Source organism: Streptomyces sp. NPDC001292 (assembly GCF_042896465.1).
Classification (GTDB): Bacteria; Actinomycetota; Actinomycetes; order Streptomycetales; family Streptomycetaceae; genus Streptomyces.
Genome location: NZ_JBIAXG010000008.1, coordinates 190589 through 211387 on the forward strand (window position 1 = coordinate 190589; position 20799 = coordinate 211387).

Annotated in this window: 24 protein-coding genes and 2 pseudogenes; 14 read left to right on the top strand and 12 right to left on the bottom strand. The window is 72.9% G+C overall.

Features of this window, described 5'->3' with window-relative positions; all coding sequences use genetic code 11:
• Nucleotides 1-30: 30 nt before the first annotated feature.
• Nucleotides 31-387 carry a YciI family protein gene (locus tag ACFY4A_RS12340; protein ID WP_390829354.1) on the top strand — a complete coding sequence of 119 codons (357 nt, stop codon included), beginning with the start codon at nt 31-33 and terminating at the stop codon, nt 385-387.
• A gap of 203 nt (nt 388-590) precedes the next feature.
• On the opposite strand, the gene ACFY4A_RS12345 is transcribed toward ACFY4A_RS12340, so the two are convergent.
• Nucleotides 591-1298 (bottom strand): dienelactone hydrolase family protein, encoded by a 708-nt coding sequence (locus ACFY4A_RS12345; RefSeq protein ID WP_390829355.1) that lies wholly within the window; start codon nt 1296-1298, stop codon nt 591-593.
• Between the two features lie 269 nt (nt 1299-1567).
• On the opposite strand from ACFY4A_RS12345, the gene ACFY4A_RS12350 reads away from it, so the two are divergent.
• The 4 genes from ACFY4A_RS12350 to ACFY4A_RS12365 all read left to right on the top strand — a co-directional run bounded on the left by ACFY4A_RS12350 (nt 1568) and on the right by ACFY4A_RS12365 (nt 4477).
• Nucleotides 1568-1942: a BlaI/MecI/CopY family transcriptional regulator gene (locus ACFY4A_RS12350; protein ID WP_390829356.1), complete on the top strand. Its 375-nt coding sequence runs from the start codon at nt 1568-1570 to the stop codon at nt 1940-1942.
• Nucleotides 1939-2874 (top strand): M48 family metalloprotease, encoded by a 936-nt coding sequence (locus ACFY4A_RS12355; protein ID WP_390829357.1) that lies wholly within the window; start codon nt 1939-1941, stop codon nt 2872-2874. Before ACFY4A_RS12350 ends, ACFY4A_RS12355 begins: the two co-directional genes overlap by 4 nt.
• A gap of 89 nt (nt 2875-2963) precedes the next feature.
• Complete coding sequence (locus tag ACFY4A_RS12360) at nt 2964-3362, top strand: VOC family protein (RefSeq protein ID WP_390829358.1); 399 nt, start codon at nt 2964-2966, stop codon at nt 3360-3362.
• A gap of 44 nt (nt 3363-3406) precedes the next feature.
• A complete protein-coding gene (locus ACFY4A_RS12365) occupies nt 3407-4477 on the top strand; it encodes an adenosine deaminase (RefSeq protein ID WP_390829359.1) in 1071 nt (356 codons plus the stop codon).
• Here the strand turns inward: ACFY4A_RS12365 and ACFY4A_RS12370 are convergent.
• Both ACFY4A_RS12370 and ACFY4A_RS12375 read right to left on the bottom strand, forming a co-directional pair.
• On the bottom strand, nt 4459-4974 hold the full coding sequence (locus ACFY4A_RS12370) for a DinB family protein (protein ID WP_390829360.1): 516 nt from the start codon (nt 4972-4974) through the stop codon (nt 4459-4461). The two genes, ACFY4A_RS12365 and ACFY4A_RS12370, sit on opposite strands and share 19 nt — an antisense overlap.
• A 52-nt stretch (nt 4975-5026) precedes the next feature.
• Nucleotides 5027-5920 carry a LysR substrate-binding domain-containing protein gene (locus ACFY4A_RS12375; RefSeq protein ID WP_390829361.1) on the bottom strand — a complete coding sequence of 298 codons (894 nt, stop codon included), beginning with the start codon at nt 5918-5920 and terminating at the stop codon, nt 5027-5029.
• A 130-nt stretch (nt 5921-6050) separates the two neighbouring features.
• On the opposite strand from ACFY4A_RS12375, the gene mgrA reads away from it, so the two are divergent.
• Nucleotides 6051-7043, top strand: coding sequence for an L-glyceraldehyde 3-phosphate reductase (mgrA, locus tag ACFY4A_RS12380; protein WP_390829362.1), 993 nt, complete (start codon nt 6051-6053; stop codon nt 7041-7043).
• A gap of 101 nt (nt 7044-7144) precedes the next feature.
• Here mgrA and ACFY4A_RS12385 read toward each other — a convergent pair.
• Nucleotides 7145-7572 (bottom strand): annotated as a pseudogene (locus ACFY4A_RS12385) (nuclear transport factor 2 family protein); the annotation flags it as partial.
• A 396-nt stretch (nt 7573-7968) separates the two neighbouring features.
• Here ACFY4A_RS12385 and ACFY4A_RS12390 point away from each other — a divergent pair.
• Complete coding sequence (locus ACFY4A_RS12390; protein ID WP_390829363.1) at nt 7969-8379, top strand: hypothetical protein; 411 nt, start codon at nt 7969-7971, stop codon at nt 8377-8379.
• A gap of 54 nt (nt 8380-8433) precedes the next feature.
• Here ACFY4A_RS12390 and ACFY4A_RS12395 read toward each other — a convergent pair whose 3' ends face one another.
• On the bottom strand, nt 8434-9636 hold the full coding sequence (locus ACFY4A_RS12395) for a streptophobe family protein (RefSeq protein ID WP_390829399.1): 1203 nt from the start codon (nt 9634-9636) through the stop codon (nt 8434-8436).
• Between the two features lie 236 nt (nt 9637-9872).
• On the opposite strand from ACFY4A_RS12395, the gene ACFY4A_RS12400 reads away from it, so the two are divergent.
• Nucleotides 9873-10328 (top strand): ATP-binding protein, encoded by a 456-nt coding sequence (locus ACFY4A_RS12400; RefSeq protein ID WP_390829364.1) that lies wholly within the window; start codon nt 9873-9875, stop codon nt 10326-10328.
• A 39-nt stretch (nt 10329-10367) separates the two neighbouring features.
• Here ACFY4A_RS12400 and ACFY4A_RS12405 read toward each other — a convergent pair whose 3' ends face one another.
• Nucleotides 10368-11252, bottom strand: a complete 885-nt coding sequence (locus ACFY4A_RS12405; RefSeq protein WP_390829365.1) for an RNA polymerase sigma factor SigF — start codon at nt 11250-11252, stop codon at nt 10368-10370.
• 410 nt (nt 11253-11662) lie between these two features.
• On the opposite strand from ACFY4A_RS12405, the gene ACFY4A_RS12410 reads away from it, so the two are divergent.
• Entirely contained in the window at nt 11663-12091 is a 429-nt protein-coding gene (locus tag ACFY4A_RS12410; RefSeq protein ID WP_390829366.1) for a helix-turn-helix domain-containing protein, read from the top strand.
• Between the two features lie 67 nt (nt 12092-12158).
• On the opposite strand, the gene ACFY4A_RS12415 is transcribed toward ACFY4A_RS12410, so the two are convergent.
• The 3 genes and pseudogenes from ACFY4A_RS12415 to ACFY4A_RS12425 all read right to left on the bottom strand — a co-directional run.
• A complete protein-coding gene (locus tag ACFY4A_RS12415) occupies nt 12159-12761 on the bottom strand; it encodes a ClpP family protease (protein ID WP_390829367.1) in 603 nt (200 codons plus the stop codon).
• A 1-nt stretch (nt 12762) separates the two neighbouring features.
• Nucleotides 12763-13419, bottom strand: a complete 657-nt coding sequence (locus ACFY4A_RS12420) for a ClpP family protease (protein ID WP_390829368.1) — start codon at nt 13417-13419, stop codon at nt 12763-12765.
• 111 nt (nt 13420-13530) lie between these two features.
• Nucleotides 13531-14079: pseudogene (locus ACFY4A_RS12425) on the bottom strand (alpha/beta fold hydrolase); the annotation flags it as partial.
• A 139-nt stretch (nt 14080-14218) separates the two neighbouring features.
• Between ACFY4A_RS12425 and ACFY4A_RS12430 the strand changes: the two are divergent.
• Nucleotides 14219-14701: a VOC family protein gene (locus tag ACFY4A_RS12430; protein WP_390829369.1), complete on the top strand. Its 483-nt coding sequence runs from the start codon at nt 14219-14221 to the stop codon at nt 14699-14701.
• A gap of 54 nt (nt 14702-14755) precedes the next feature.
• Here ACFY4A_RS12430 and ACFY4A_RS12435 read toward each other — a convergent pair whose 3' ends face one another.
• The gene (locus tag ACFY4A_RS12435; protein ID WP_390829400.1) at nt 14756-15763 is read right to left on the bottom strand and encodes a zinc-binding alcohol dehydrogenase family protein; all 1008 of its coding nucleotides are present in this window, start codon (nt 15761-15763) and stop codon (nt 14756-14758) included.
• A gap of 174 nt (nt 15764-15937) precedes the next feature.
• Here ACFY4A_RS12435 and ACFY4A_RS12440 point away from each other — a divergent pair, with 174 nt between their 5' ends.
• The 4 genes from ACFY4A_RS12440 (at nt 15938) to ACFY4A_RS12455 (ending at nt 19204) form a co-directional block, all read left to right on the top strand.
• Nucleotides 15938-16735, top strand: a complete 798-nt coding sequence (locus tag ACFY4A_RS12440) for a VOC family protein (protein WP_390829401.1) — start codon at nt 15938-15940, stop codon at nt 16733-16735.
• 105 nt (nt 16736-16840) lie between these two features.
• On the top strand, nt 16841-17545 hold the full coding sequence (locus ACFY4A_RS12445; RefSeq protein WP_390829370.1) for a ribonuclease H: 705 nt from the start codon (nt 16841-16843) through the stop codon (nt 17543-17545).
• 95 nt (nt 17546-17640) lie between these two features.
• Complete coding sequence (locus ACFY4A_RS12450) at nt 17641-18624, top strand: aldo/keto reductase (RefSeq protein WP_390829371.1); 984 nt, start codon at nt 17641-17643, stop codon at nt 18622-18624.
• Nucleotides 18625-18712: 88 nt separating this feature from the next.
• The gene (locus tag ACFY4A_RS12455) at nt 18713-19204 is read left to right on the top strand and encodes a DUF6328 family protein (RefSeq protein WP_390829402.1); all 492 of its coding nucleotides are present in this window, start codon (nt 18713-18715) and stop codon (nt 19202-19204) included.
• Nucleotides 19205-19224: 20 nt separating this feature from the next.
• Here ACFY4A_RS12455 and ACFY4A_RS12460 read toward each other — a convergent pair whose 3' ends face one another.
• Together ACFY4A_RS12460 and ACFY4A_RS12465 are read right to left on the bottom strand one after the other, a co-directional pair.
• The gene (locus ACFY4A_RS12460; protein ID WP_390829372.1) at nt 19225-19650 is read right to left on the bottom strand and encodes an SsgA family sporulation/cell division regulator; all 426 of its coding nucleotides are present in this window, start codon (nt 19648-19650) and stop codon (nt 19225-19227) included.
• A 122-nt stretch (nt 19651-19772) separates the two neighbouring features.
• The gene (locus ACFY4A_RS12465) at nt 19773-20732 is read right to left on the bottom strand and encodes a threonine/serine dehydratase (protein ID WP_390829373.1); all 960 of its coding nucleotides are present in this window, start codon (nt 20730-20732) and stop codon (nt 19773-19775) included.
• Nucleotides 20733-20799: the final 67 nt, after the last annotated feature.

Here is a 20799-nt window from a genome sequence, read left to right on the forward strand (position 1 = left end):
GGACGACGGCACGACGCCAAGGAGAACGTCATGAAGTACTACCTGCTCAGCGTGATCCAGCCGGCCGAGGGCGAGCCGCCCTCGGCCGAGGCGCTCGCGCGGATCATGCGCGACGTCGAGGGCTTCCACCAGGAGCTGCGTGAGGCGGGCGCCTGGGTCTTCGCCGGCGGGCTGCACGGCCCGGAGACCGCCGTCGTCCTGCGTCCCGGGGGCGGTGAGGTGCGGGTCACCGACGGCCCCTACACCAAGGGCGAGGCGTACCTGGGCGGTCTGTGCCTCATCAAGGCGCCCGATCTGAACGCAGCCCTGGACTGGGGCCGGAAGGCGAGCCTGGCCACCACCCTCCCCATCGAGGTGCGGTCGTTCCTGCACCCGGCCGGGGAGTGACGCCCGGCGCGCCCGCCTGCCGTCGAGGCGGCCGTCGGCGCCGAGTACGGCAGTGCCGTCTCCGGCCCACCGGGCGGGCGCCCTGCGCCTCACCGGCGAGGAGATGGCCCGTCTCGACGCGCTGCGCACCGGGACCGCCTGAGCGGCCTCCCGCGCCCGGCTGAGCGGCCCCCGCCGGCCCCGGCCGCGGCATCCGGTCCCGGTCAGTCCAGCTGCTGGTGCAGGAACGCGACCGTGCTCTGCCAGGCGCGGGCCGCCGAGTCGGCGTCGTGGCTGGGGCGGCGGTCGTTGAAGAAGGCGTGGCCGGCCGGGTACAGGCGGAAGTCCGCGGTGACGCCCGACTGCTGCCGGATCGTCTCGCGCAGCTCCTCGACCTGATCCGGCGGGATACTCCGGTCCTGCTCCCCGTAGTGGCCGAGGAGCTGGGCGCGCAGCCCGGAGAAGTCGGGCAGCTCGCCGCGGATGACGCCGTAGAACGGCACGGCCGCGCTCACCCGCGGCTCGACCGCCGCGAGGTACAGCACGAACCCGCCGCCCATGCAGAAGCCGACCGCGCCGACCGTGCCGGAGGTGACCTCGGGCCGGGACAGCAGGTGGCCGACGGCGCCGGAGAGCAGTTCGACACCGCGGGAGACCGGCAGGGCCTTCATCATCCGCTGGGCCTCGTCGGCGTCGTGCGCCACGCCGCCGCCGTACAGGTCGGGGGCCAGGGCGACGAAGCCCTCGGCGGCGAGCCGGTCGGCCACGTCGGCGATGTGGTCCGTCAGCCCCCACCACTCCTGGATGACGAGGACGCCCGGGCCGCTTCCCGACGGAGGCAGCGCGAGACAACCGTGCGCGGTGGCCCCGGCGCTGGGGAAGGTGACGTTCTGCCGGGCAGGCGTCTCGGGGGGCCTGGGCCGCTCGGACATGGCGCTCAACTCCTTGCCGGGTCGCGGATCAGCGCCCCGCGGGGGAGGGGCGGAGGGCCTTCCCGGATGCTTACCGCGTTCGCCGTGCCGATTCCGCCCGCCGTTCACGGTCCGGTTCGCACCCCTTCGTACGCTACTGCCGGCGGTCGGGCCGTGCAGCGGGCCGCCGGAGCGCACCGGGGCGCGCGTGTGCGCATCACGGCGCCAGACTGACTACAATCATGTAGACGATCTACGACTGTGGGCGACGACGGGGTGAGGACGTACCCATGACCGACGACGACAAGGAAGAACGCCGGCCGGCCGGCGAGCTCGAAGCCAGCGTCATGGCCGTCCTGTGGGCCGCCGGCGCGCCCCGGACCCCCGGCCAGGTCCAGCTGGGCCTCGGCACCGGCCTGGCCCGCACCACGGTGACCACCATCCTGACCCGGCTGCACGACAAGGGCGTCGTCGAGCGTCGCCGCCAGGGGCGGGGGTACGCCTACTACCCCGTCCAGGACGCCCACGGGCTGACCGCCCGCCGCATGCACTCCGAGCTCGACCGCGACACCGACCGCGAGACGGTCCTCGCCCGCTTCGTCGCCCAGCTCAGCCCCGACGACGAGCGCGTCCTGCGCGACCTGCTCGAATCCGGTGAGCGATGACCCCGGCCCTGCTCCTGCTGCTGCCCCTGCTGCTGCCGTTCGCCGCGCCGGCGCTGGCCCGGCGCGCGCTCGGCCGCCTCGCCCCCGTCACCGCGCTGTGGATGATCACCGTCTCCGCGGTCGTGCTCGCCGGCTGCTCCCTCGCCGCGCTCGGCGCCTTCGTCCTCACCGGCCTGCTCAAGCTGCCCCTCGTCGCGGCGCTGGGCAAGCTCGTCCACCCGCTGCCCACCCCCTCCGACCTGGTGGTCGTCCCGGCGGCCGCGATCTCCGTCGGAGCGCTCGCCGTGTGCGCGTGCACGCTCGGGCGCGCCGCGTTCAGGGAGTTCCGCGCCTTCCGCAGCGCGCACACGGAGGCCGGCCGCGGGCCCGCCGCCGGCGACCTGTGCGTGGTGGACTCCCCGCACCCGGACGCCTACGCGCTGCCCGGCCGCCCGCACCGCATCGTCGTCACCACCGCGATGCTGCGCAGCCTCGACGCGGCCGAGCGTGAGGCGCTGTTCGCCCACGAGCGGGCCCACAACCGGGGCGGCCACCACTACTTCCTGGCCGCCGCCGAGCTCGCCGCCCACTGCCATCCCGCGCTGCGGCGGGTCCGCGGGGCGATCCGCCTCGCGGCCGAGCGCGCCGCCGACGAGGCCGCGGCCGCGGCCGTCGGCGACCGCCGCCTGACCGCCCGCGCCATCGCGCGTGCCGCCCTGGCCGGCCAGGAGGCCCGCTCCGTGCGCCCGGAGTTCGCCCCCGCCGCCATCTCCGGCCCGGTCCCGCACCGCGTCAAGGCCCTTCTGGCCGCCCCGCACGTCACGCGCCGCGCCGCGACCCGGATCGCCGCGCTGCTGATGGCCTGCGTCACGGTCTCCTTCACCGCCTCGGCGACCGGAGTGATCGACTTCCATCACCGGGTCGAGGTCGCCCAGGGCGACAGCTCCCGCTGAACCCCTGCCGACCGGCGTCCGGAATGACTGGCGCCATCGACGTTTTACGTATAACCTCACCCGTCGATCGCACGTTCCGAAAGGCTCCGATGAGACGCATCGCCCTGATCACCCTTGTCGTCGACGACTACGACGAGGCGATCCGCTTCTACACCGGGGCGCTCGGCTTCCGTCTCGCCGAGGACGCCTCGCGTCCGGACGGCTCCCGCTGGGTCGTCGTCGAACCGGGCGGCGGCGCCGGGACCGCCCTGCTGCTCGCCCGCGCCCGGACAGCGCCCCAGCGCGCCCGGGTGGGCGACCAGACCGGCGGACGCGTCGGGTTCTTCCTGCACACCGACGACTTCGCCCGCGACCACGCCCGGATGCGGGCGGCGGGCGTGACCTTCCTGGAGGAGCCGCGTCGGGAGCCGTACGGCACGGTCGCCGTCTTCGAGGACCTGTACGGCAACCGCTGGGACCTGCTCCAGCCCGCCTCCGACGCGGGCTGACCCGCCGCACACCACCACCGCTCGACTGCCCTAGGAAACGCCCCATGACCGCGCCCCGCATGGACACCGACACCCTCCGCCGGCTCCCCAAGGCCGTGCTGCACGACCACCTCGACGGCGGCCTGCGCCCCGCCACCGTCGTGGAACTCGCGGACGCGGTCGGCCACACCCTGCCCACCACCGATCCCGGCGAGCTCGCCGCCTGGTACTACGACGCGGCCAACTCCGGCGACCTGGTCCGCTACATAGCCACCTTCGAGCACACCCTCGCCGTGATGCAGACCCGCGAGGGCCTGCTGCGCACCGCTGAGGAGTACGTCCTGGACCTGGCCGAGGACGGCGTCGTCTACGGCGAGGTCCGCTACGCCCCCGAACTGATGGTCGACGGCGGGCTGACCCTCACCGAGGTTGTGGAGACCGTCCAGGAGGGCCTGGCGGGGGGCATGGCCAAGGCGGCGGCCCAGGGCACGCCCGTCCGGGTCGGCACGCTGCTGTGCGGCATGCGGATGTTCGACCGCACCCGTGAGATCGCCGACCTGGCCGTCGCCCACCGCGACGCCGGTGTCGTCGGCTTCGACATCGCCGGCGCCGAGGACGGCTTCCCGCCCGCCGATCACCTGGACGCGTTCGAGCACCTGCGCCGCGAGAGCGTGCCGTTCACCATCCACGCCGGCGAGGCGCACGGCCTGCCCAGCATCCACCAGGCCCTCCAGGTGTGCGGCGCCCAGCGCGTCGGGCACGGCGTGCGCATCACCGAGGACATCGTCGACGGCAAGCTGGGCCGGCTGGCCGGCTGGGTGCGTGACCGGCGGATCGCCCTGGAGATGTGCCCGACCTCCAACCTCCAGACCGGCGCCGCGACCTCGATCGCCGAGCACCCCATCACCGCGCTGAAGGACCTCGGCTTCCGGGTCACCCTCAACACCGACAACCGCCTGGTGTCCGGCACGACGATGACCCGCGAGATGTCCCTGCTGGTCGAGCAGGCGGGCTGGACGGTCGAGGACCTGCGCACGGTCACGGTCAACGCCGTCAAGAGCGCCTTCATCCCCTTCGACGAGCGGGTGAGCCTGATCCAGGACGTGGTGCTGCCGGGCTACGAGTCCGCGCTGTGAAGCAGTCCCCTGACGTAGGCGGCCTGTCCGGCGTGCTGGAGATCGTCGGACAGGACGCTGACCAGGCGCACGCCTAGTGTGACCGGGGGGTCCCAGCGCTCGTCGACGACGCGTTCCAGGTCCTTGGCGGTCAGTTGGCGCAGGGCCGTCAGGGTCTGCTCGTGCACGGCGTCGTAGTAGCCGGTCAGCAGCTCACCGGAGTCGACCCTTACCTCGGCGACCTTCGCCGAGGTGTGCCCGTAGCCGGTGTCGTGGCGGTTCAGGCGGAGCCCGAAGCGCTTCTGCCAGTCCCGCGCCAGCCACACCTGGTCGAGGCCGAAGGCGTCGGCGATGTGGTCGTCCTGCACGCGCGTGAGGTGCCAGACGAGCCAGGCCACGGAGTTGGCGTCGGCGGCGGGACGGGCGTTGAGCCATTCGGCCGGCAGGCCGTCGACGGTGGCATGGACTTCTTCCCGGATGCGGCCGTAGCCGTCGATGAGGATGTCCTTCGCATGCATACGTCCACCCTGGCGCATCGCTCCCCGTCCCGCGTCCGGAACCCGGCCTCCGTCAGGCGGTGCCGGGCTCTTCCGGTCCGAGGAGGGTGATCAGGGCGCGGGCCGCCGGGCTGGTGGCCTGTTCGGGCGGCAGCAGCGCGACGGTCTCGTACTCCGTCTCCGCGGCGCCCTTGAGCGGCAGCGCGGTGAGCGAAGGCCGCTTGTGCCGGAAGTGGCGGGGGACGACGGCGATGCCCAGGTTCTCGTCGACCAGGTCGAGCAGGCTGTGCACGTCGTTGACCTCCAGGGCCACCGTGCGCCGGACGCCCGCGGAGGCGAAGGCCGCGTCGGTGGTCCGGCGCGGTCCCCAGTCCGGGTGGAAGTCGACGAAGACCTCGCCGTCCAGGTCCCGCGGCGTCAGGACGGCCTCGGCCGAGGTGAGCCGGTGCCCCGGGTGGCACAGCACCGTCATCGGCTCGCCGGCCAACGACACCGAGCGCAGCTGGTCGGTGTCCGCGCGGGTCCGGTAGGCGAACGCCAGGTCGAGCCGGCCGGCCGCGACCTCCTCCGCCAGCGCGCCCGAACCCGTCTGCCGCAGCCGTATCTCCACATCCGGATGCCACCGCCGGAACGCGGCGAGCAGCCCGGCCACGTGCACCCCGGCGATGCACTGCTCGGTGCCCAGCGAGAGCGTGCCGCGCAGCACGCCCTGCACCGCCGCCACCGCCTCGTGCGCCGCCCGGACCTGTGCCAGGATCCGCTGCGCCTCGCCGAGCAGCGCGCGCCCGGCCTCGGTGAGCGTCACCCGGCGCGTGGTGCGCACGAACAGGGGGGTCTGCAACTCCCGCTCCAGCGCCCGGATCGACGCCGAGAGGCCCGACTGGGAGACCATCAGGCGCTCCGCCGCCCGGGTGAAGTGCCGGTCCTCGGCGACCGCCACGAAGTGCTGGAGATGACGCAGTTCCATGATTGAGAAGCGTAATCGTTGAATCCCATCGGATTCTTCTGTTGGACCGCTGCCCACGGGGCGCGCGAGAGTTGGGGCACCGGTTCCGCCGGAACCGTTCACCCCTGTGCCAACCTCTGATGGAGTCGCGTTGTTCACCGCCCACCCCGACCGCTACGCGGACATGCCCTACCGGCGCACCGGACGCAGTGGCCTGAAGCTTCCCGCGCTGTCGCTCGGCCTGTGGCACAACTTCGGCCCGGACCGCCCGGTCGCCACCCAGCGCGCCATCCTGCGCCGCGCGTTCGACCTCGGCGTCACACACTTCGACCTGGCCAACAACTACGGCCCGCCGCCCGGCTCGGCCGAGTCCGCCCTCGGCGACGCGCTCCGCGCCGACTTCGCGCCGTACCGCGACGAGCTGGTCGTCTCCACCAAGGCCGGCTACCTGATGTGGCCCGGCCCGTACGGCGAATGGGGTTCCCGCAAGTACCTGCTGTCCTCGCTCGACCAGAGCCTGAAGCGGATGGGCCTGGAGTACGTCGACGTCTTCTACTCGCACCGCCCCGACCCGGACACCCCGCTGGAGGAGACCATGGGTGCCCTGCACTCGGCGGTCCAGCAGGGCAAGGCGCTCTACGTCGGCGTCTCCAACTACTCCCCGGAGCAGACCCGCGAGGCCGCCCGGATCCTGGGCGAACTGGGCACCCCGCTGCTGATCCACCAGCCCCGCTACTCGATGCTCGACCGGCGCCCCGAGGAGCAGGGCCTCCTCGACACCCTGGACGAGCTCCAGGTCGGCTCCATCGCCTACTCCCCGCTGGAGCAGGGCCTGCTCACCGCCCGTTACCTCGACGGCATCCCCGAGGACTCCCGGGCGGCGAGCGACAGCCCCTTCCTCGACTCCGCCGCGGTGACCGGCGAACTGGTGGGCAGGCTGCGCGCGCTGGACGAGATCGCCAAGTCCCGCGGGCAGTCCCTGGCGCAGATGGCGCTGGCCTGGGTGCTGCGCGGCGGACGGGTCACCTCGGCCCTGGTCGGCGCGAGCAGCCCGCAGCAGCTGGAGGACAGCGTCGCCGCGACACGGTCCCTGGACTTCGACGCGGAGGAGCTGGCACGCATCGACGCGGTCGTCGCCTCATAGGACGCGGTCCGGCCCACGACGCGGGCCGGAGGCGCGCTCGTACCGGCCCCGGCGGCCGCTCGCCGGGGCCGGTCCTCATACCCCGGTGGGGCCGGATCTCCCGCCCCGGCGGGCACCCGGTCGAGGAAGCCGAGTACGGTCCGCATCCTGCCCTCGCCGTCCAGGGTGACCACGTCGGACCCGGCGACCGGCGCGGAACCTCCCCCAGAGGGGGTGCCCCCAGCCTTGCTCACCAGTTCCCAGGTGAAGCATGCCGTGTCGTGGTGCCCGTCGACGGAGCCGGTGAGCCGGAAGACGAACCCGGGGAACCGCTCGCGCGCCGCGGTGCTGACGGCGGCGATCTCCTCGTGGCCGCCGGCGTCGGCTGGGGGTCCCCCCTGCTGGAAGAGCTTGGGGGAGGGTCGGTGTAGCTGCCGTCCGGGGTCCAGGCGTCGGCCACCGCCTTCGCCCGGGCCTGGGCGTCCGGCGCGTTCCAGGCCTCGAAGTAGCGGGTGACGGCGATCGTGTACCGGTCGGTCTGCGCGGACATGCTGAATCAGCCTCCATCGAGGTCGTAAACGCTGGTCGGAGCCCGGAGCCCGGAGCCCGGAGCCCGGAGCCCGGAGCCCGGAGCCCGGAGCCCGGAGCCCGGAGCCCGGAGCCCGGAGCCCGGAGCCCGGAGCCCGGTGATCGGCGACCCGATGGGACCACCCTGCCGCGCAGCTGCCGCCGGGGTCGGTTACCGAGCGGGTCATGCCCGGGCGGTCACGGACCGTCGAGTTTTCGGCCACCTGGCGTGATGAATATGTCAGGAGACTGGCCGGAAAGTCGTGGTGACAGTGGTTCAGCAGTGAACATACTCGAATTCAGGGGCACTTCACCGCATAAAAGCCGCACGGACGGCGAGGCCGGGCCGGCCGGGCGGCGACGCTACGGGGGAGGAGCAGTGCACGACGAATTCCTGTGCCATGTCACCGCGTACGGTGTGTGCGACGGCCGCCGCATCGGCGTACCGCTCGGCACCTACCGGGCGCCCACCCTGGCCCTGGCCCTGTGGTGGCTGCGCGACCGCGCCTCCTGGATCGCCGAGCGGCTCGACCCCGGCCCCGGCACCCCCCATGTCCCGCCGGGCGCGCTGGTCCCGGTGCCGGAGTCCGTGCCCGACGTCCCCGGCATCCTGCGCGCCTGGTGCGCCGACGTGGCCCAACAGGAGATCGTGGCCGACGAGTTGACCGAGGGAAGGCTGGTGCGGATCGCCGCCAGTGACGAGACCACGGAGTACGAACTGCTCGCCGAGTCGGTGGACGCCCTGCGCATGCACCGGACCCTGCCCGCGCTCGTGCTGCCCATGGCCTGACCGGCCTCCCGCGCACAACGCCCCCGCCCGCCGATCACGGCACGACCCGCGCCGTCACACCCCACCGGTCGGGAACCGGCCGGAGGGCACCTCGCCCCGGTGCCGTGACCGACGAGCCGCCAGAGCACCCAGGAAGCCGGTGACCAGACCCCACAGGGCGGCGAGGCCCAGCGCACTCCAGAACCGGGGACGCAGCAGCAGCTCTCCGGAGAGGTTGCCGCCCACGTCTCCGATGCCGAGGAGCGAGAGACCGTAGTGCGCGGAGATCCGGCCCACGACGCAGATCGTCAGAACCGTCAGCACCAGCGCGACGGCCATGCGCACGGCGTGCCGCCAGGCTCGCGTCCCGGCCGGGGAACGCGCCGCCATGAGGAACGCGGCGCCCAGCAGCAGCACCGCGTCCACGACCACCAGCCACCACACCCGGCCGTCGTGCCCGGCGAGCGTGCCCAGGTTGAGCGTGGAGACGTCCGGGGTGCGCAGCACCTCGTCGAGCAGGCGCGGCATCGGCAGCCCGAACGGACCGTCCACCCGGCCGTTCCAGGTGGCTCCCAGGCCGATGGTGAACACCGGCCAGACCACGTTCGGCAGCCCGAGCAGGATCACGGCGAAGTGCTCCGCCGGGCGCCCGCGGGTGGCCGCCGTCACGAGTGCGATGACCAGGCCCACGACCACGCACGCGAGCAGCAGGACCACCATGGCGTACGCCGCCGGACGCACCGACTCCTGCCGGCGCAGCAGCCGTGTCGGCAACGGCGCCCCGGGTGCCACCAGCAGGGCCAGCACCAGCACGCCCGCCAGCCACAGCAGCCCGAAGACCACGGTCAGCGGCACCTGCGCGGCGAAGCCGACCTCCGGCGCGGCGCCGAACAGACCGCCGATGACGCCGAGCACCCCGTTGCCGAGGTCGATGGCGAAGGTCTGCCGGGCGCCCAGCGCCAGACCGATCAGCGCGAGCAGCCACAGTACGGCGATCCGGGCGGCCCACCCGGCCAGTTCCCGCACCCCGGCCACCGCGCGGCGCCGCAGCGGCCGCAGAAAGCCCGCGGCGACGACGAGCGTGCCGACCAGCGTGACCGACAGCGGCATCACCGTGATCCCCGCGTGGGTCCGGGCGAGGGCGCCCGCGTCGCCCGAGAGCTCCACGCTGCCGCCGACCGCCGTCACCACGGTCGCGGCGACCACCCGGGGGAAGGCGTTGGCGGGAAGACGAGCCGCACCGGCCGCCCACAGTCCGAGTGCGGCGACCACACCCATGCCCACCACAGCGGCCAGTACCGTGGCCAGGGCCTGTGCCCAGCCGTGGCGGGCCGTCGTCGGCGGGACCGGGGGGCTCGCGGGGCTCACACCGCCACGCTATGCAGGGCCCCCGCGCCGCGCCTGCCGGAAGGTCCGTCCGCGTCCGCGAGCGGGCGGGGACTGCCGGGCGCGGCTCGGGGTAACAGCACAGATGCAGCAGTGTCCGGCCTGGCCGGCTTCCGAGAGAGACACGCATGACCGACCATCTGGACGGGGCAGTGATAGCGACTGGCTTCGACGTTCCCGTGGAACCGCTCCGGCGGGCGACGCACTACACCGGCGAACCGGGTTGCATCGCCGAGGCGCGCTCCTTCGCCGCGCACTTCCTGGACCAGCTCAGGACCGAGTGGTGCGCCGAGATCGGCCGCCGCTGCGGCGACACGCTCCTGCTGGTGGTCAGCGAACTGGTCACCAACGCCGACCGGCACAGCGACGGGCCGTACATCCTGGAGCTGGAGGGTACGGACAGCGCGGTGAACGTGTGCGTGTACGACAGCAGCGCCGTACTGCCCCGGCGCTTCCCCCGGGATCCGCGGCGTGTGGGCCGGCACGGACTGGAGATCGTGCACGCGCTGGCGCTGGAGGTGACCGTGGAACGCGTCCCGGTGGGCAAGCGGGTCCGCGCGCTGGTCGAACTCGGCGGCGAGTGACCAGCGCGCGACCGGCGCGGGCGGGCCCGGGCCCCAGTTCTAGGCGCAGCCCAGTTCGCCGAGCATGCCCTGGCGCAGCTGGGTGATGATCCGCTTGATCAGCCGGGAGACGTGCATCTGCGAGCAGCCGAGCCGTTCGCCGATATCCGCCTGGGTGGCCTCCTCCACGAACCGCAGATGGATGATCTGCCGGTCGCGTTCACTGAGCCCGGCCACCAGCGGCGCGAGGGAGTGGAAGTCCTCGACCAGCCTGATCCCGTCCTCCTCCACGCCTATGAAGTCGGCGAGCACCGCCTCGCCGTCCTCGGGTCCTTCCCCGGTGAGTGCCGCGTCCAGCGACGCGGAGTTGTAGCCGTTGGAGGCGAGCTGGGCCTCGACCACCTGGTCCTCGGAGATGTTCATGAGCGTGGCGAGCTCGGCCACCGTCGGGTCCCGGTCCAGGCGGCTGGACAGCTCCTCGCGCGCCCGGGCCAGCTCCACCCGCAGCTCCTGGAGCCGCCGCGGCACGTGCACCGCCCAGGTCGTGTCGCGGAAGAACCGCTTGATCTCGCCGACGATGTAGGGCAGGGCGAAGGAGGTGAACTCCACCTCGCGCGACAGCTCGAACCGGTCGATGGCCTTGATCAGGCCGATCATTCCGGTCTGGACGATGTCCTCCATGTCGTCGCCGCGGTTGCGGAACCGGCCGGCCGCGAACCGCACCAGCGACATGTTCATCTCGATGAGCGTGTTGCGGGCGTACTGGTACTCGTGCGTGCCCTCGTCGAGTTCCGTCAGCCGCCGGAAGAAGTGGCGGGACAGCTCTCGCGCGTCAAGCGGAGCGACCGACCGCGGGTCCTCCACCCCCGGCAGCGGCTCGCCACCCGTCACGGCCTCCCGGGTCTCCTCGACCGCTGCCCCGGACCGGATCACGGTGGTGTCCATCGCCTCTCCCACGTAAGTCACGGTTCGCCCTCTGCCTCGTCGGCCTGCGTGCGTCTGTTCCGGCGCCTGGGCACCGAGCGGTTGTGCGACCCCCGCGTACCCGGCCCGCCGGAATGTATGCGCGCCGCCGGCCTCGAGGGGTCGTGCACCGCTCCTTGCCTGCCGGGCCGTTGGAGCTGCGGATACCCGGAGTGACCCGGCGCATGCCCTTCGTGTGCCGGGCGGCGCGAATTCGCCGGTACGGGGCGGGGAGATCCGGCCGCGGGTGCGCGGAGGTCCGGCTGTGAGCGAGGAGAACCGGCCACAGCGTGGGGAGTTCCGGCCGCGAGGGCGGGGAGAGGCGCCGCGAATTCACCCAGGGCGCAACCGCCCTCCCTTCCACCCGCGTCCGGGCCTCCTAGGCTGAGGGGATGAGCGAACGAGCGCCGAACCAAGCCCGCGTCATCCCCCTGCGCCCGCCGGCCGCGCGCCCGGGGCCGTCCCGTCCGGCACCCGAACGACCCGCCCAGGGCCGCACCCCGGCGGCGGCGCCCAGGGAACCGCTCTGGCGCGATCTCGTCGGCGACGTCCTGCGCCGCGAGCGGCTGGCGCAGGAGCGCACGCTCAAGGACGTCGCCGACGCGGCGCGGATCTCGATGCCGTATCTGTCGGAGATCGAACGCGGCCGCAAGGAGGCCTCCTCGGAGGTCCTCGCGGCCGCGGCGCAGGCGCTCGGCATCGGCCTCGGCGACCTGCTCTCACTCGCCCAGGACGAACTGGCGCGGACTGCCGGACGCAGCGCCGTCCGCGGCCGCGGCACGTCCGTCCCCCGTTACGACGGACTGTGCCTGGCCGCCTGACGGCCACGCCCCGGGCCGGCGCCTCGGAGCCGCGAGTCGGCCCCCGTGGGGCGCCGGCCCACGCGCGTCAGACCCGCGCGAGGCGCCGGCTCAGCACCTCGTCGGCCAGCCCGTACGCCACCGCCTCCTCGGCGGTGAACACCTTGTCGCGGTCCATGTCCGCGCGCAGCGTCGCCGCGTCGTGGCCGGTGTGCCGGGTCAGCACCTCCTCGACCTGGGAGCGGATCCTGCTCATCTCCCTGGCCTGGAGTGCCAGGTCGGAGACCGTGCCGTGCCGGCCGCCGGTGGCCGGCTGCCCGAGCAGCACCCGGGCGTGCTCCAGCACGAACCGCCGCCCCGGGTCCCCGCCCGCCAGCAGCACCGCCGCCGTCGAGGCCGCCTGCCCCACGCAGAACGTGGAGATCGGCGCCTGCACGAACGTCATCGTGTCGTAGATGGCCATCAGCGAAGTGAACGATCCACCGGGCGAGTTGAGGTAGATCGCGATCTCCTGGTCCGGGGCCGCCGACTCCAGGTGGAGCAGCTGGGCGATGACGACGCCCGCCACGCCGTCGTCGATCTCGGTGCCGAGGAAGACGATGCGTTCGTTCAGCAGCCTGCTGAACACGTCGTAGGAACGCTCGCCCTGCGCGGTCCGCTCCACCACGTACGGAACCGTGTACGACCCCATGTCACAACCCCATCCGTCGGCGGGAGTTGGCCGGGCGGATGTCGGTGAGCGACTCCACCACCCGGTCCACCATCCCGTACTCCCTGGCCTGTTCGGCGGTGAACCAGCGGTCCCGGTCGCCGTCCCGGGAGATCGTCTCCTCGCTCTGCCCGGTGTGCTCGGCGGTGATCCGCTCGATGGTCCGCTTGGTGTGCTCCAGGTTCTCCGCCTGGATCTCGATGTCCGCGGTGGTGCCGCCGATGCCCGCCGACGGCTGGTGCATCATGATCCGCGCGTTCGGCAGCGCGAACCGCTTGCCGCGCGCCCCCACCGCGAGCAGGAACTGGCCCATGCTGGCGGCGAATCCCATCGCCAGTGTCGACACGTCGTTCGGGATGAGCCGCATCGTGTCGTAGATGGCGAGCCCCGCGCTGACCGATCCGCCGGGGCTGTTGATGTACAGGGCGATGCCGGTGTGCGGGTCCTCGGCCGACAACAGCAGCAGTTGGGCGCACACCCGGTTGGCCGACACCTCGTCGACCTGGGTGCCCAGGAACACGATCCGCTGGGCGAGCAGCCCGGCTGCGAGATGGTCGTCGAACCGGCTGGGCGGGGTGTCGTGCTCCTCGGCGCGCGGCGCGAGCGCGCCGGGTGAGAGCAGTGCGGCCGATGGGGTCATCGGGTCTCCTTGTCGTGGTACGGATGCCGTCGACCTCACTGTCGGCCCGCAGCGCCCGCCGCGTACGGTTTCTCTGCCCGTGGCAGATTCGCCACGGGCAGAGCGGCCCTGTCAGCCCTTCTCGCGCAACTGCCGGAAGAACGCCGACATGTCCGCGACCAGCAGGTCCGGCTCCTCCATCGCCGCGAAATGCCCGCCCCGGCCGAACCGCGTCCACCGCACGATGCTCTCGGTGCGCTCCGCCCTGTGCCGCAGCGGAACCTGCAGTTCGGCGGGGAAGACGGCGAGCGCGGTCGGCGCGGTCGACGGCTCGGCGGGCGCCGTGGCCCGGCCGGAGGCATGCGCGCGCTCGTAGTAGATCCGCGCGGACGAACCGGCCGTCCCGGTCAGCCAGTACAGCATCAGGTCGGTGAGCAGCCGGTCCCGGTCGACGGCCTCCTCGGGCAGTTCGTCGCGGTCCGTCCACTCGTGGTACTTATTGACGATCCAGGCGAGTTGGCCGACCGGCGAGTCGGTGAGCGCGTACGCCAGGGTCTGCGGGCGGGTCGCGTACAGCACCGCGTAGCCCGTGCCCTCCCGTAGCCAGGCGTTCCACCGTCGCCACGACGTGAGCGTCCGCTCCCGCTCCTCGGGGTCGAGCGCGGCCAGCTCCTCCCCGGTCTGCCCTCGGTGGGCGGTGACGTCGTCATGCCCGCTGGCCGCCGAAGCGCCCCGCGGATTTTTTCGGAACCCGCCGATGAGTTTCGCGGCGCGGGCCGGTCGACACACATGAGCGCGTCCCACTCTCCAGGAGGAACCCGTGGCCACCGAAGGATTCACCACCTGTCTCTGGTTCGACGGCCAGGCCGAGGAGGCCGCCCACTACTACGTCTCGATCTTCAAGAACTCCAGCATCGGGCGGATCGGCCGCTACACCGAGGCCGGTCCGGGCCCGGCCGGATCCGTGATCGCCGTCGACTTCGTGGCGAACGGCCAGAAGTTCGTGGCGCTCAACGGCGGCCCGCAGTTCACGTTCAACGAGTCGATCTCCTTCCAGATCTACTGCGAGAACCAGGAGGACATCGACCACTACTGGATCAAGCTCACCGAGAACGGCGGCGAGCCCGGCCCCTGCGGCTGGCTCAAGGACAAGTACGGCGTCTCCTGGCAGGTGATCCCGGACAGACTCATCGACATGATCGGCGACTCCGACGCCGAGAAGGCGGCCCGCACCACGCGGGCGATGCTCGCCATGCGCAAGCTCGACATCGCGGCCCTGGAGAGGGCGTACGCGGGCGAGTGAAGGCGGGCGGCGGGGCCGGCCCACCCGACCGGGGGAGTGGGCCGGTCCCGCCCGTCAGGACAGGTCGTTCACCAGCACCGCGGCCCCGTCGAAGCGGCCGGCCTTGAGGTCCTCCAGCGCCTGCGGGGCCCGGGAGAGCGGGTAGGGGTGCGTGGTGGCGCGCACCCCGTGCCGGGCGGCCAGGGCGAGGAAGTCCCGGCCGTCCTCGCGCGTGTTCGAGGTGACGCTGCGCAGTTCCTTCTCGTAGAAGAGCTCGCTCTCGTAGCGCAGCGGCGGTGTGTCGCTCAGGTGGATGCCGGCCACGGACAGGACGCCGCCGCGGTCGAGGGCCCGCAGCGCCACGGGGACCAGGTCGCCCACGGGGGCGAACAGGATCGCGCTGTCCAGCGGCTCGGGCGGCACCGCGTACGCGTCCTGGGCCGAGGCCGCGCCCAGCTCCAGCGCGAGTCGCCGCGCGGCCGCCCCGCGGGTCATGACGTGCACCCTGGCGCCCTCCGCGAGCGCCACCTGGGCGCACAGGTGGGCGCTGCCGCCGAACCCGTACAGGCCGAGGCGTCCGCCGGGCGGCAGCGCGGCCCGGCGCAGCGCCCGGTAGCCGATGATGCCCGCGCACAGCAGCGGCGCGAGCGCCACGTCGTCGACCTCGCCGGGCAGCCGGTAGGCGAAGGCGGCCGGGACGGTCGTGTACTCGGCGTAGCCGCCGTCGGCGTCCCAGCCGGTGTACCGGGAGGCCGGGCACAGGTTCTCCGCGCCGCGCAGACAGTACGCGCAGGTGCCGTCGGTGCGGCGCAGCCAGGCCACGCCCACCCGGTCACCGGGCGAGAAGCCGTTCACCGCCTGTCCCCAGCCCGCGACCACGCCCACGACCTCGTGGCCGGGTGCGACCCCGGGCCGGTGCACCGGCAGATCGCCCTCGGCGACGTGCAGATCGGTGCGGCACACCCCGCACGCGCGCACGTGCACCAGCAACTCGTCGTCCCCCGGCACGGGGACCGGTTTCGCCGTCAGCCGAAGCGGCCCCTCCTCCACCGGCCGGGGCCCGGCCACCGTCCACGCCCGCATCGTGCCGTCCGTCATCCCGCGTCCCGTCCGCCGTGGCCGCCCGGTCCACCCCTGTCCGGTACACCTCTGTCCATCCCCAGTGTGGAACAGGCGGGCCGGCTCAGCGCGCGACCGGACCCGGGAGTCACTAGCGTGAGGACGGGACACATCACCGAACGGGAGAGGGCGGCGGCCATGGCGGTACGACCCGAGGGAACCCCCTGCTGGGCCGATGCGATGTTCAACGACCTCGAGGGGGCCAAGAGCTTCTACGCCGACGTCCTCGGCTGGACCTTCGGCGAGTCCTCGTCGGAGTACGGCAACTACACCCAGGCCTACGCGGACGGCAAGGCGGTGGCGGCCGTCGTCCCGCCCATGCCCGGGCAGGAGGGGCAGTCGCAGTGGTGCCTGTACTTCGCCTCGCCGGACGCCGCCGCCACCGCCCGCAGGATCCGCGACAACGGTGGCGAGGTGCTGATGGAGCCCATGCAGGTCGGCGACTTCGGCACCATGTGCCTGGCCCGGGAGCCCAGCGGCGCCGTGTTCGGTGTGTGGCAGGGCGGCACCCACGAGGGCTTCGAGGCGACCGCGGTGCCCGGCGCCTACTGCTGGGCGGAGGTCTTCACCCGCGAGCCCGCGAAGGCGGACACCTTCCTCTCCGCCGTCTTCGGATACACCGCCAAGCAGATCCAGGACGAGGCGATCGACTTCCGCGTGTTCGACGTGGGCGGCGAGACGGTCCTCGGCCGGATGACGATGACGCAGGACTTCCCGCCCGAGGTGCCGTCGTACATCAACGTCTACTTCACCGTCGCGAACTGCGACGACGCGGTCGCCGCAGCGACCAGGCGGGGCGGTGTGCTGCGGTTCGGTCCGCATGACAGCCCCTTCGGCCGGTTCGCGGCGCTCACCGACCCGCAGGGTGCGAACTTCTCAGTGATCGACATCACCACGACGCAGGGAGAGAAGCCGCAGGTCGCGGACGTGCCCTAGGAGTGTCCTGAAGATCTTGAAATCGCCCGGTTTGCACCGCTTTGAATCGATCGAGCCGCCGGGCAGGCCCTGGGCGCCGGGGCGAAGGGCCCGTCCGGCCGTGGCATGATCGAGCCCATGCGTGAACGTGTGGTGGCCGCCTGCGACGGTGCGTCGAAGGGAAATCCGGGTCCGGCGGGCTGGGCGTGGGTCGTCTCGGACGACGCCGGGAGCCCGGTCCGCTGGGAGGCGGGAGCGCTCGGCACCGCCACCAACAACGTCGCCGAACTCACCGCGCTGGAGCGGCTGCTGACGGCGACCGACCCGGACGTGCCGCTCGAGGTGCGGATGGACTCGCAGTACGCGATGAAGGCCGTGACCACCTGGCTGCCCGGCTGGAAGCGCAACGGCTGGAAGACGGCCGCGGGCAAGCCGGTCGCCAACCAGGAACTGGTCGTGCGGATCGACGAGCTGCTCCAGGGCCGCTCGGTCGACTTCCGCTACGTACCCGCCCACCAGGTCGACGGCGACCCGCTGAACGACTTCGCCGACCGGGCGGCCAGCCAGGCGGCGAGCGTGCAGCAGTCCGCGGGCAGCGCCCTCGGCTCGCCGGAGCCGCCGTCCGCCGCCCCCGCGTCCGCCGCCCCGCGCCGCCGCGCGAACGGGGCCAAGGCGGCCCGGCCGCGCGGCGGAGGTTCGTCGTCCCGCACGATCAAGGCGAAGTTCCCCGGCCGCTGCGTGTGCGGCCGCTCCTACGCGGCCGGCGAGTCCATCGCCCGCAACGACGAGGGCTGGGGCCACCCGGAGTGCCGCGCGGCGGCCGCCGGATAGCCGCGTCGGCGCGAACGGGCCGGGCGCCCGTGCCCGGGTGAGTGCCCGGAGCGGTCCGCTCCGCGCGGGCGGAGCGCTGGTGACAGACTGTCGCCATGGACGAACGTGAATTCGGCAGGTCGCACCAGCACGCGTCGGTCGTCGGGCTCGGCACCTGGCAACTGGGCGCCGACTGGGGCGACGTGGACGACAAGGAAGCCCTCTCCGTACTGGAGGCGGCCGCCGAGTCGGGGGTGACCTTCTTCGACACGGCCGACGTCTACGGCGACGGGCGCAGCGAGTCGGCCATCGCCACCTTCCTCGGCGGCCGGCCGGACCTGCACGTGCTGGTCGCCACCAAGATGGGCCGGCGCGTCGACCAGATCCCGGAGAACTACGTCCTGGACAACTTCCGTGCCTGGAACGACCGTTCCCGGCGCAACCTGGGCATCGACCGCATCGACCTGGTGCAGCTGCACTGCCCGCCCACACCCGTGTACTCCAGCGACGCGGTGTTCGACGCTCTGGACACGCTGGTGGAGGAGGAGCGGATCGCCGCCTACGGCGTCAGCGTGGAGACCTGCGCCGAGGCGCTGACGGCGATCGCCCGGCCGAACGTGGCCAGCGTGCAGATCATCCTCAACCCGTTTCGCATGAAGCCGCTGCGCGAGGTGCTGCCCGCGGCGCGGGAGGCGGGTGTCGGCATCATCGCCCGGGTACCGCTCGCCTCCGGGCTGCTGTCGGGCAAGTACACCAAGGAGACCGTCTTCGCCGCCGACGACCACCGCACCTTCAACCGGCACGGCGAGGCCTTCGACCAGGGCGAGACCTTCTCCGGCGTCGACTTCGCCACGGGTGTGGAGGCCGCGGCCGAGTTCGCCGAGCTCGCCCCCGAGGGCTGGACCCCGGCCCAGCTCGCGCTGCGCTGGATCATCCAGCAGCCCGGCGTCACCACGGTCATCCCGGGCGCCCGCTCGCCGGAGCAGGCACGCGCGAACGCCGCCGCCGCGAAGCTGCCCCCGCTGGGCGAGGAAACCCTCGCGGCGATCCAGGACCTCTACGAGCGCCGGATCAAGGACCAGGTGGACGCCCGCTGGTAGAAGGGGGTCGAGAACCGCTCGCCGGGGAACCCGCATGACACAGGGGCCGGCCCGGGGCGCGGGCCGGCCCCCGGAGCCGGGAGGCGGAATGGCGGTGACGGGAGACGGCGAGCGCCGGGGGCGCCACGAGACCGAGGAGGAGCGGGCCGACCGCCGATGGGTGGAGCTCATCCAGGAGGTGCGGGTGGCCCAGACGGGTGTGCAGATCCTCTTCGGCTTCCTGCTCACCGTCGTGTTCCAGTCGAAGTACGACCACCTGAGCCACACCGACCAGATGATCTACATCGTCACCGTCGTCCTCGGCGCCGCGACGACCGGCGCGCTCACCGGCCCGGTGTCCCTGCACCGCCTGGTCTCCGGGCGCCGGGTCAAGCCCCAGGCGGTGGTATGGGCCTCACGGCTGACCTTCGTCGGTCTCGTCCTGTTGCTCGCCACCATGACCTCCTCACTGCTGTTGATCCTCCGGGTGGCGACACACGAGGGATTCGTGTCCTGGCTGGTCGCCGCGGTGGTGCTCTGGTACCTGCTGTGCTGGTTCGCGCTGCCCCTGTGGGCGCGGCGCCGCCATTCCACCCACTGAGGCGACGGCGGCAGCCTTGCTCAACTGCCCGCGAGCACCTCCGCGAGGAAGTCGTCGACACCGGCGTCCTCCTCGCCCGGCGCCACCACGGCATGGGTCTCCCGCAGGAAGGCAGCGACGGCGGGCGCCCACACGAACACCGTCGCGTGCTGCCGTCCGCCGTCGGCGTGGGCGTCGCCGTAGAACTCCATGCACAGTTCCTCCGACGGGCCGTCGGTGACGGGGCGGAAGCGGACGTCGCCGACGCCGACCGGCTTCCGCATCCCCTCGCCGAGCATTCCGCGGTCCAGGTTCCACCGGGCCAGCACCCGCCCGTCGTGGGCGAAGACGACCGTGACGGCGAACGGGTCGTCGGCGTCGTAACACAGGTGCGCCAGCACGGGGAAGCGTTCCGTGCCGTGCGCCTGCAACTGCACCACCAGACTCTTGCGCACCAAAGCGTGCACGAATTCGGCCCTCCGAGGACGACATCGGGACGTAGACCTCTCTGGTACCCCTGATTCCCGTGAGATGCCCGGACGTTCGATCGGATCTCCCAGTGCCGCGACGCCCGGACCGGCGGTGGGTGTCAGCGCAGTCCGAACCGGTCCGCCCAGGACATGACGTCGGCGACCGCCGCGTTGCCGCCGCACACCACCAGGCCGAGCCGGAGGTCGGGGCCGATCCGCTCCCGTACGAGCCGGGCGGCCGGCAGCAGGCAGCCTGCGGCGGGCTCGGCCCAGACCTTGGCGTGCTCGGCGAGGTCGAGGCAGCCTCGCACGGCCTCCCGGTCCGGCACCACGAGCACCTCGTGGACGAGCGCGCGGACATGGTCGTACGTCAGCTGCGAGACCGTCGGCGCGCTCAGCGTCGTCACGATCGAGGACAGGGCGACCGGCACCGGGCCGCCGGACGCCAGCGCCTCGGACATGGCCTGGGCGCCCTCGGTCTCCACGCCCCAGACCCGCACCCCGGGCCGCAGTGCGCGCAGCGCCGCGGCGACGCCCGCGATCAGCCCGCCGCCGCCGATGCTGACGAGCACGTCGGTCAGCTCACCGGCGTCCGCGGCCAGTTCCAGGCCGACGGTGCCCTGTCCGGCGACCACCACCTCGTCGTCGAAGGGATGGACCAGGGTGAGCCCCTCGTCCCGCAGCCGTGCGGCCGTGGCGAACGCCTCGTCCATGCCGTCGGTCAGCCGTACCGACGCCCCGGCGTCCTCCGCGATCGCGACGGACCGGGCGGGCGCCGAGCGCGGCATGACGACGGTGGCCTTCACATGCAGCGCGGCGGCCATCACCGCGAGCGCGATCCCGTGGTTGCCCCCGCTGACCGCGACCACGCCCGCGGCCCGCTCCGCCTCGTCGAGCGACAGAAGTCTCGCCGTCGCGCCGCGCGCCTTGAAGGAGCCCGTGCGCTGCAACAGCTCCAGCTTCGCCGTCACCGGGGCGCCGAGCAGCGCGGACAGGCCGGGACTCGGCACGGTCGGTGTGCGCACGACGTGTCCGGCGATCCGCTCGGCCGCGGTTTCGATCTCCGAGATGCCGATCACGGCAGTCCACCTTTCCGGCGCGGGGTGATGATCCGCGCCGCCCCGACCCTCACCCGCAGGGGGCACG

Coding starts and splice junctions, on each gene's coding strand:
- ACFY4A_RS12450 (WP_390829371.1), top strand. CDS start 17,641: ATGGACGAACGTGAATTCGGCAGGTCGCACCAGCACGCGTCGGTCGTC.
- ACFY4A_RS12350 (WP_390829356.1), top strand. CDS start 1,568: ATGACCGACGACGACAAGGAAGAACGCCGGCCGGCCGGCGAGCTCGAA.
- ACFY4A_RS12340 (WP_390829354.1), top strand. CDS start 31: ATGAAGTACTACCTGCTCAGCGTGATCCAGCCGGCCGAGGGCGAGCCG.
- ACFY4A_RS12435 (WP_390829400.1), bottom strand. CDS start 15,763: ATGCGGGCGTGGACGGTGGCCGGGCCCCGGCCGGTGGAGGAGGGGCCG.
- ACFY4A_RS12440 (WP_390829401.1), top strand. CDS start 15,938: ATGGCGGTACGACCCGAGGGAACCCCCTGCTGGGCCGATGCGATGTTC.
- ACFY4A_RS12400 (WP_390829364.1), top strand. CDS start 9,873: ATGACCGACCATCTGGACGGGGCAGTGATAGCGACTGGCTTCGACGTT.
- ACFY4A_RS12405 (WP_390829365.1), bottom strand. CDS start 11,252: ATGGACACCACCGTGATCCGGTCCGGGGCAGCGGTCGAGGAGACCCGG.
- ACFY4A_RS12415 (WP_390829367.1), bottom strand. CDS start 12,761: ATGGGGTCGTACACGGTTCCGTACGTGGTGGAGCGGACCGCGCAGGGC.
- ACFY4A_RS12445 (WP_390829370.1), top strand. CDS start 16,841: ATGATCGAGCCCATGCGTGAACGTGTGGTGGCCGCCTGCGACGGTGCG.
- ACFY4A_RS12345 (WP_390829355.1), bottom strand. CDS start 1,298: ATGTCCGAGCGGCCCAGGCCCCCCGAGACGCCTGCCCGGCAGAACGTC.
- ACFY4A_RS12455 (WP_390829402.1), top strand. CDS start 18,713: ATGGCGGTGACGGGAGACGGCGAGCGCCGGGGGCGCCACGAGACCGAG.
- ACFY4A_RS12395 (WP_390829399.1), bottom strand. CDS start 9,636: ATGGGTGTGGTCGCCGCACTCGGACTGTGGGCGGCCGGTGCGGCTCGT.
- ACFY4A_RS12370 (WP_390829360.1), bottom strand. CDS start 4,974: ATGCATGCGAAGGACATCCTCATCGACGGCTACGGCCGCATCCGGGAA.
- ACFY4A_RS12365 (WP_390829359.1), top strand. CDS start 3,407: ATGACCGCGCCCCGCATGGACACCGACACCCTCCGCCGGCTCCCCAAG.
- ACFY4A_RS12375 (WP_390829361.1), bottom strand. CDS start 5,920: ATGGAACTGCGTCATCTCCAGCACTTCGTGGCGGTCGCCGAGGACCGG.
- ACFY4A_RS12360 (WP_390829358.1), top strand. CDS start 2,964: ATGAGACGCATCGCCCTGATCACCCTTGTCGTCGACGACTACGACGAG.
- ACFY4A_RS12420 (WP_390829368.1), bottom strand. CDS start 13,419: ATGACCCCATCGGCCGCACTGCTCTCACCCGGCGCGCTCGCGCCGCGC.
- ACFY4A_RS12410 (WP_390829366.1), top strand. CDS start 11,663: ATGAGCGAACGAGCGCCGAACCAAGCCCGCGTCATCCCCCTGCGCCCG.
- ACFY4A_RS12355 (WP_390829357.1), top strand. CDS start 1,939: ATGACCCCGGCCCTGCTCCTGCTGCTGCCCCTGCTGCTGCCGTTCGCC.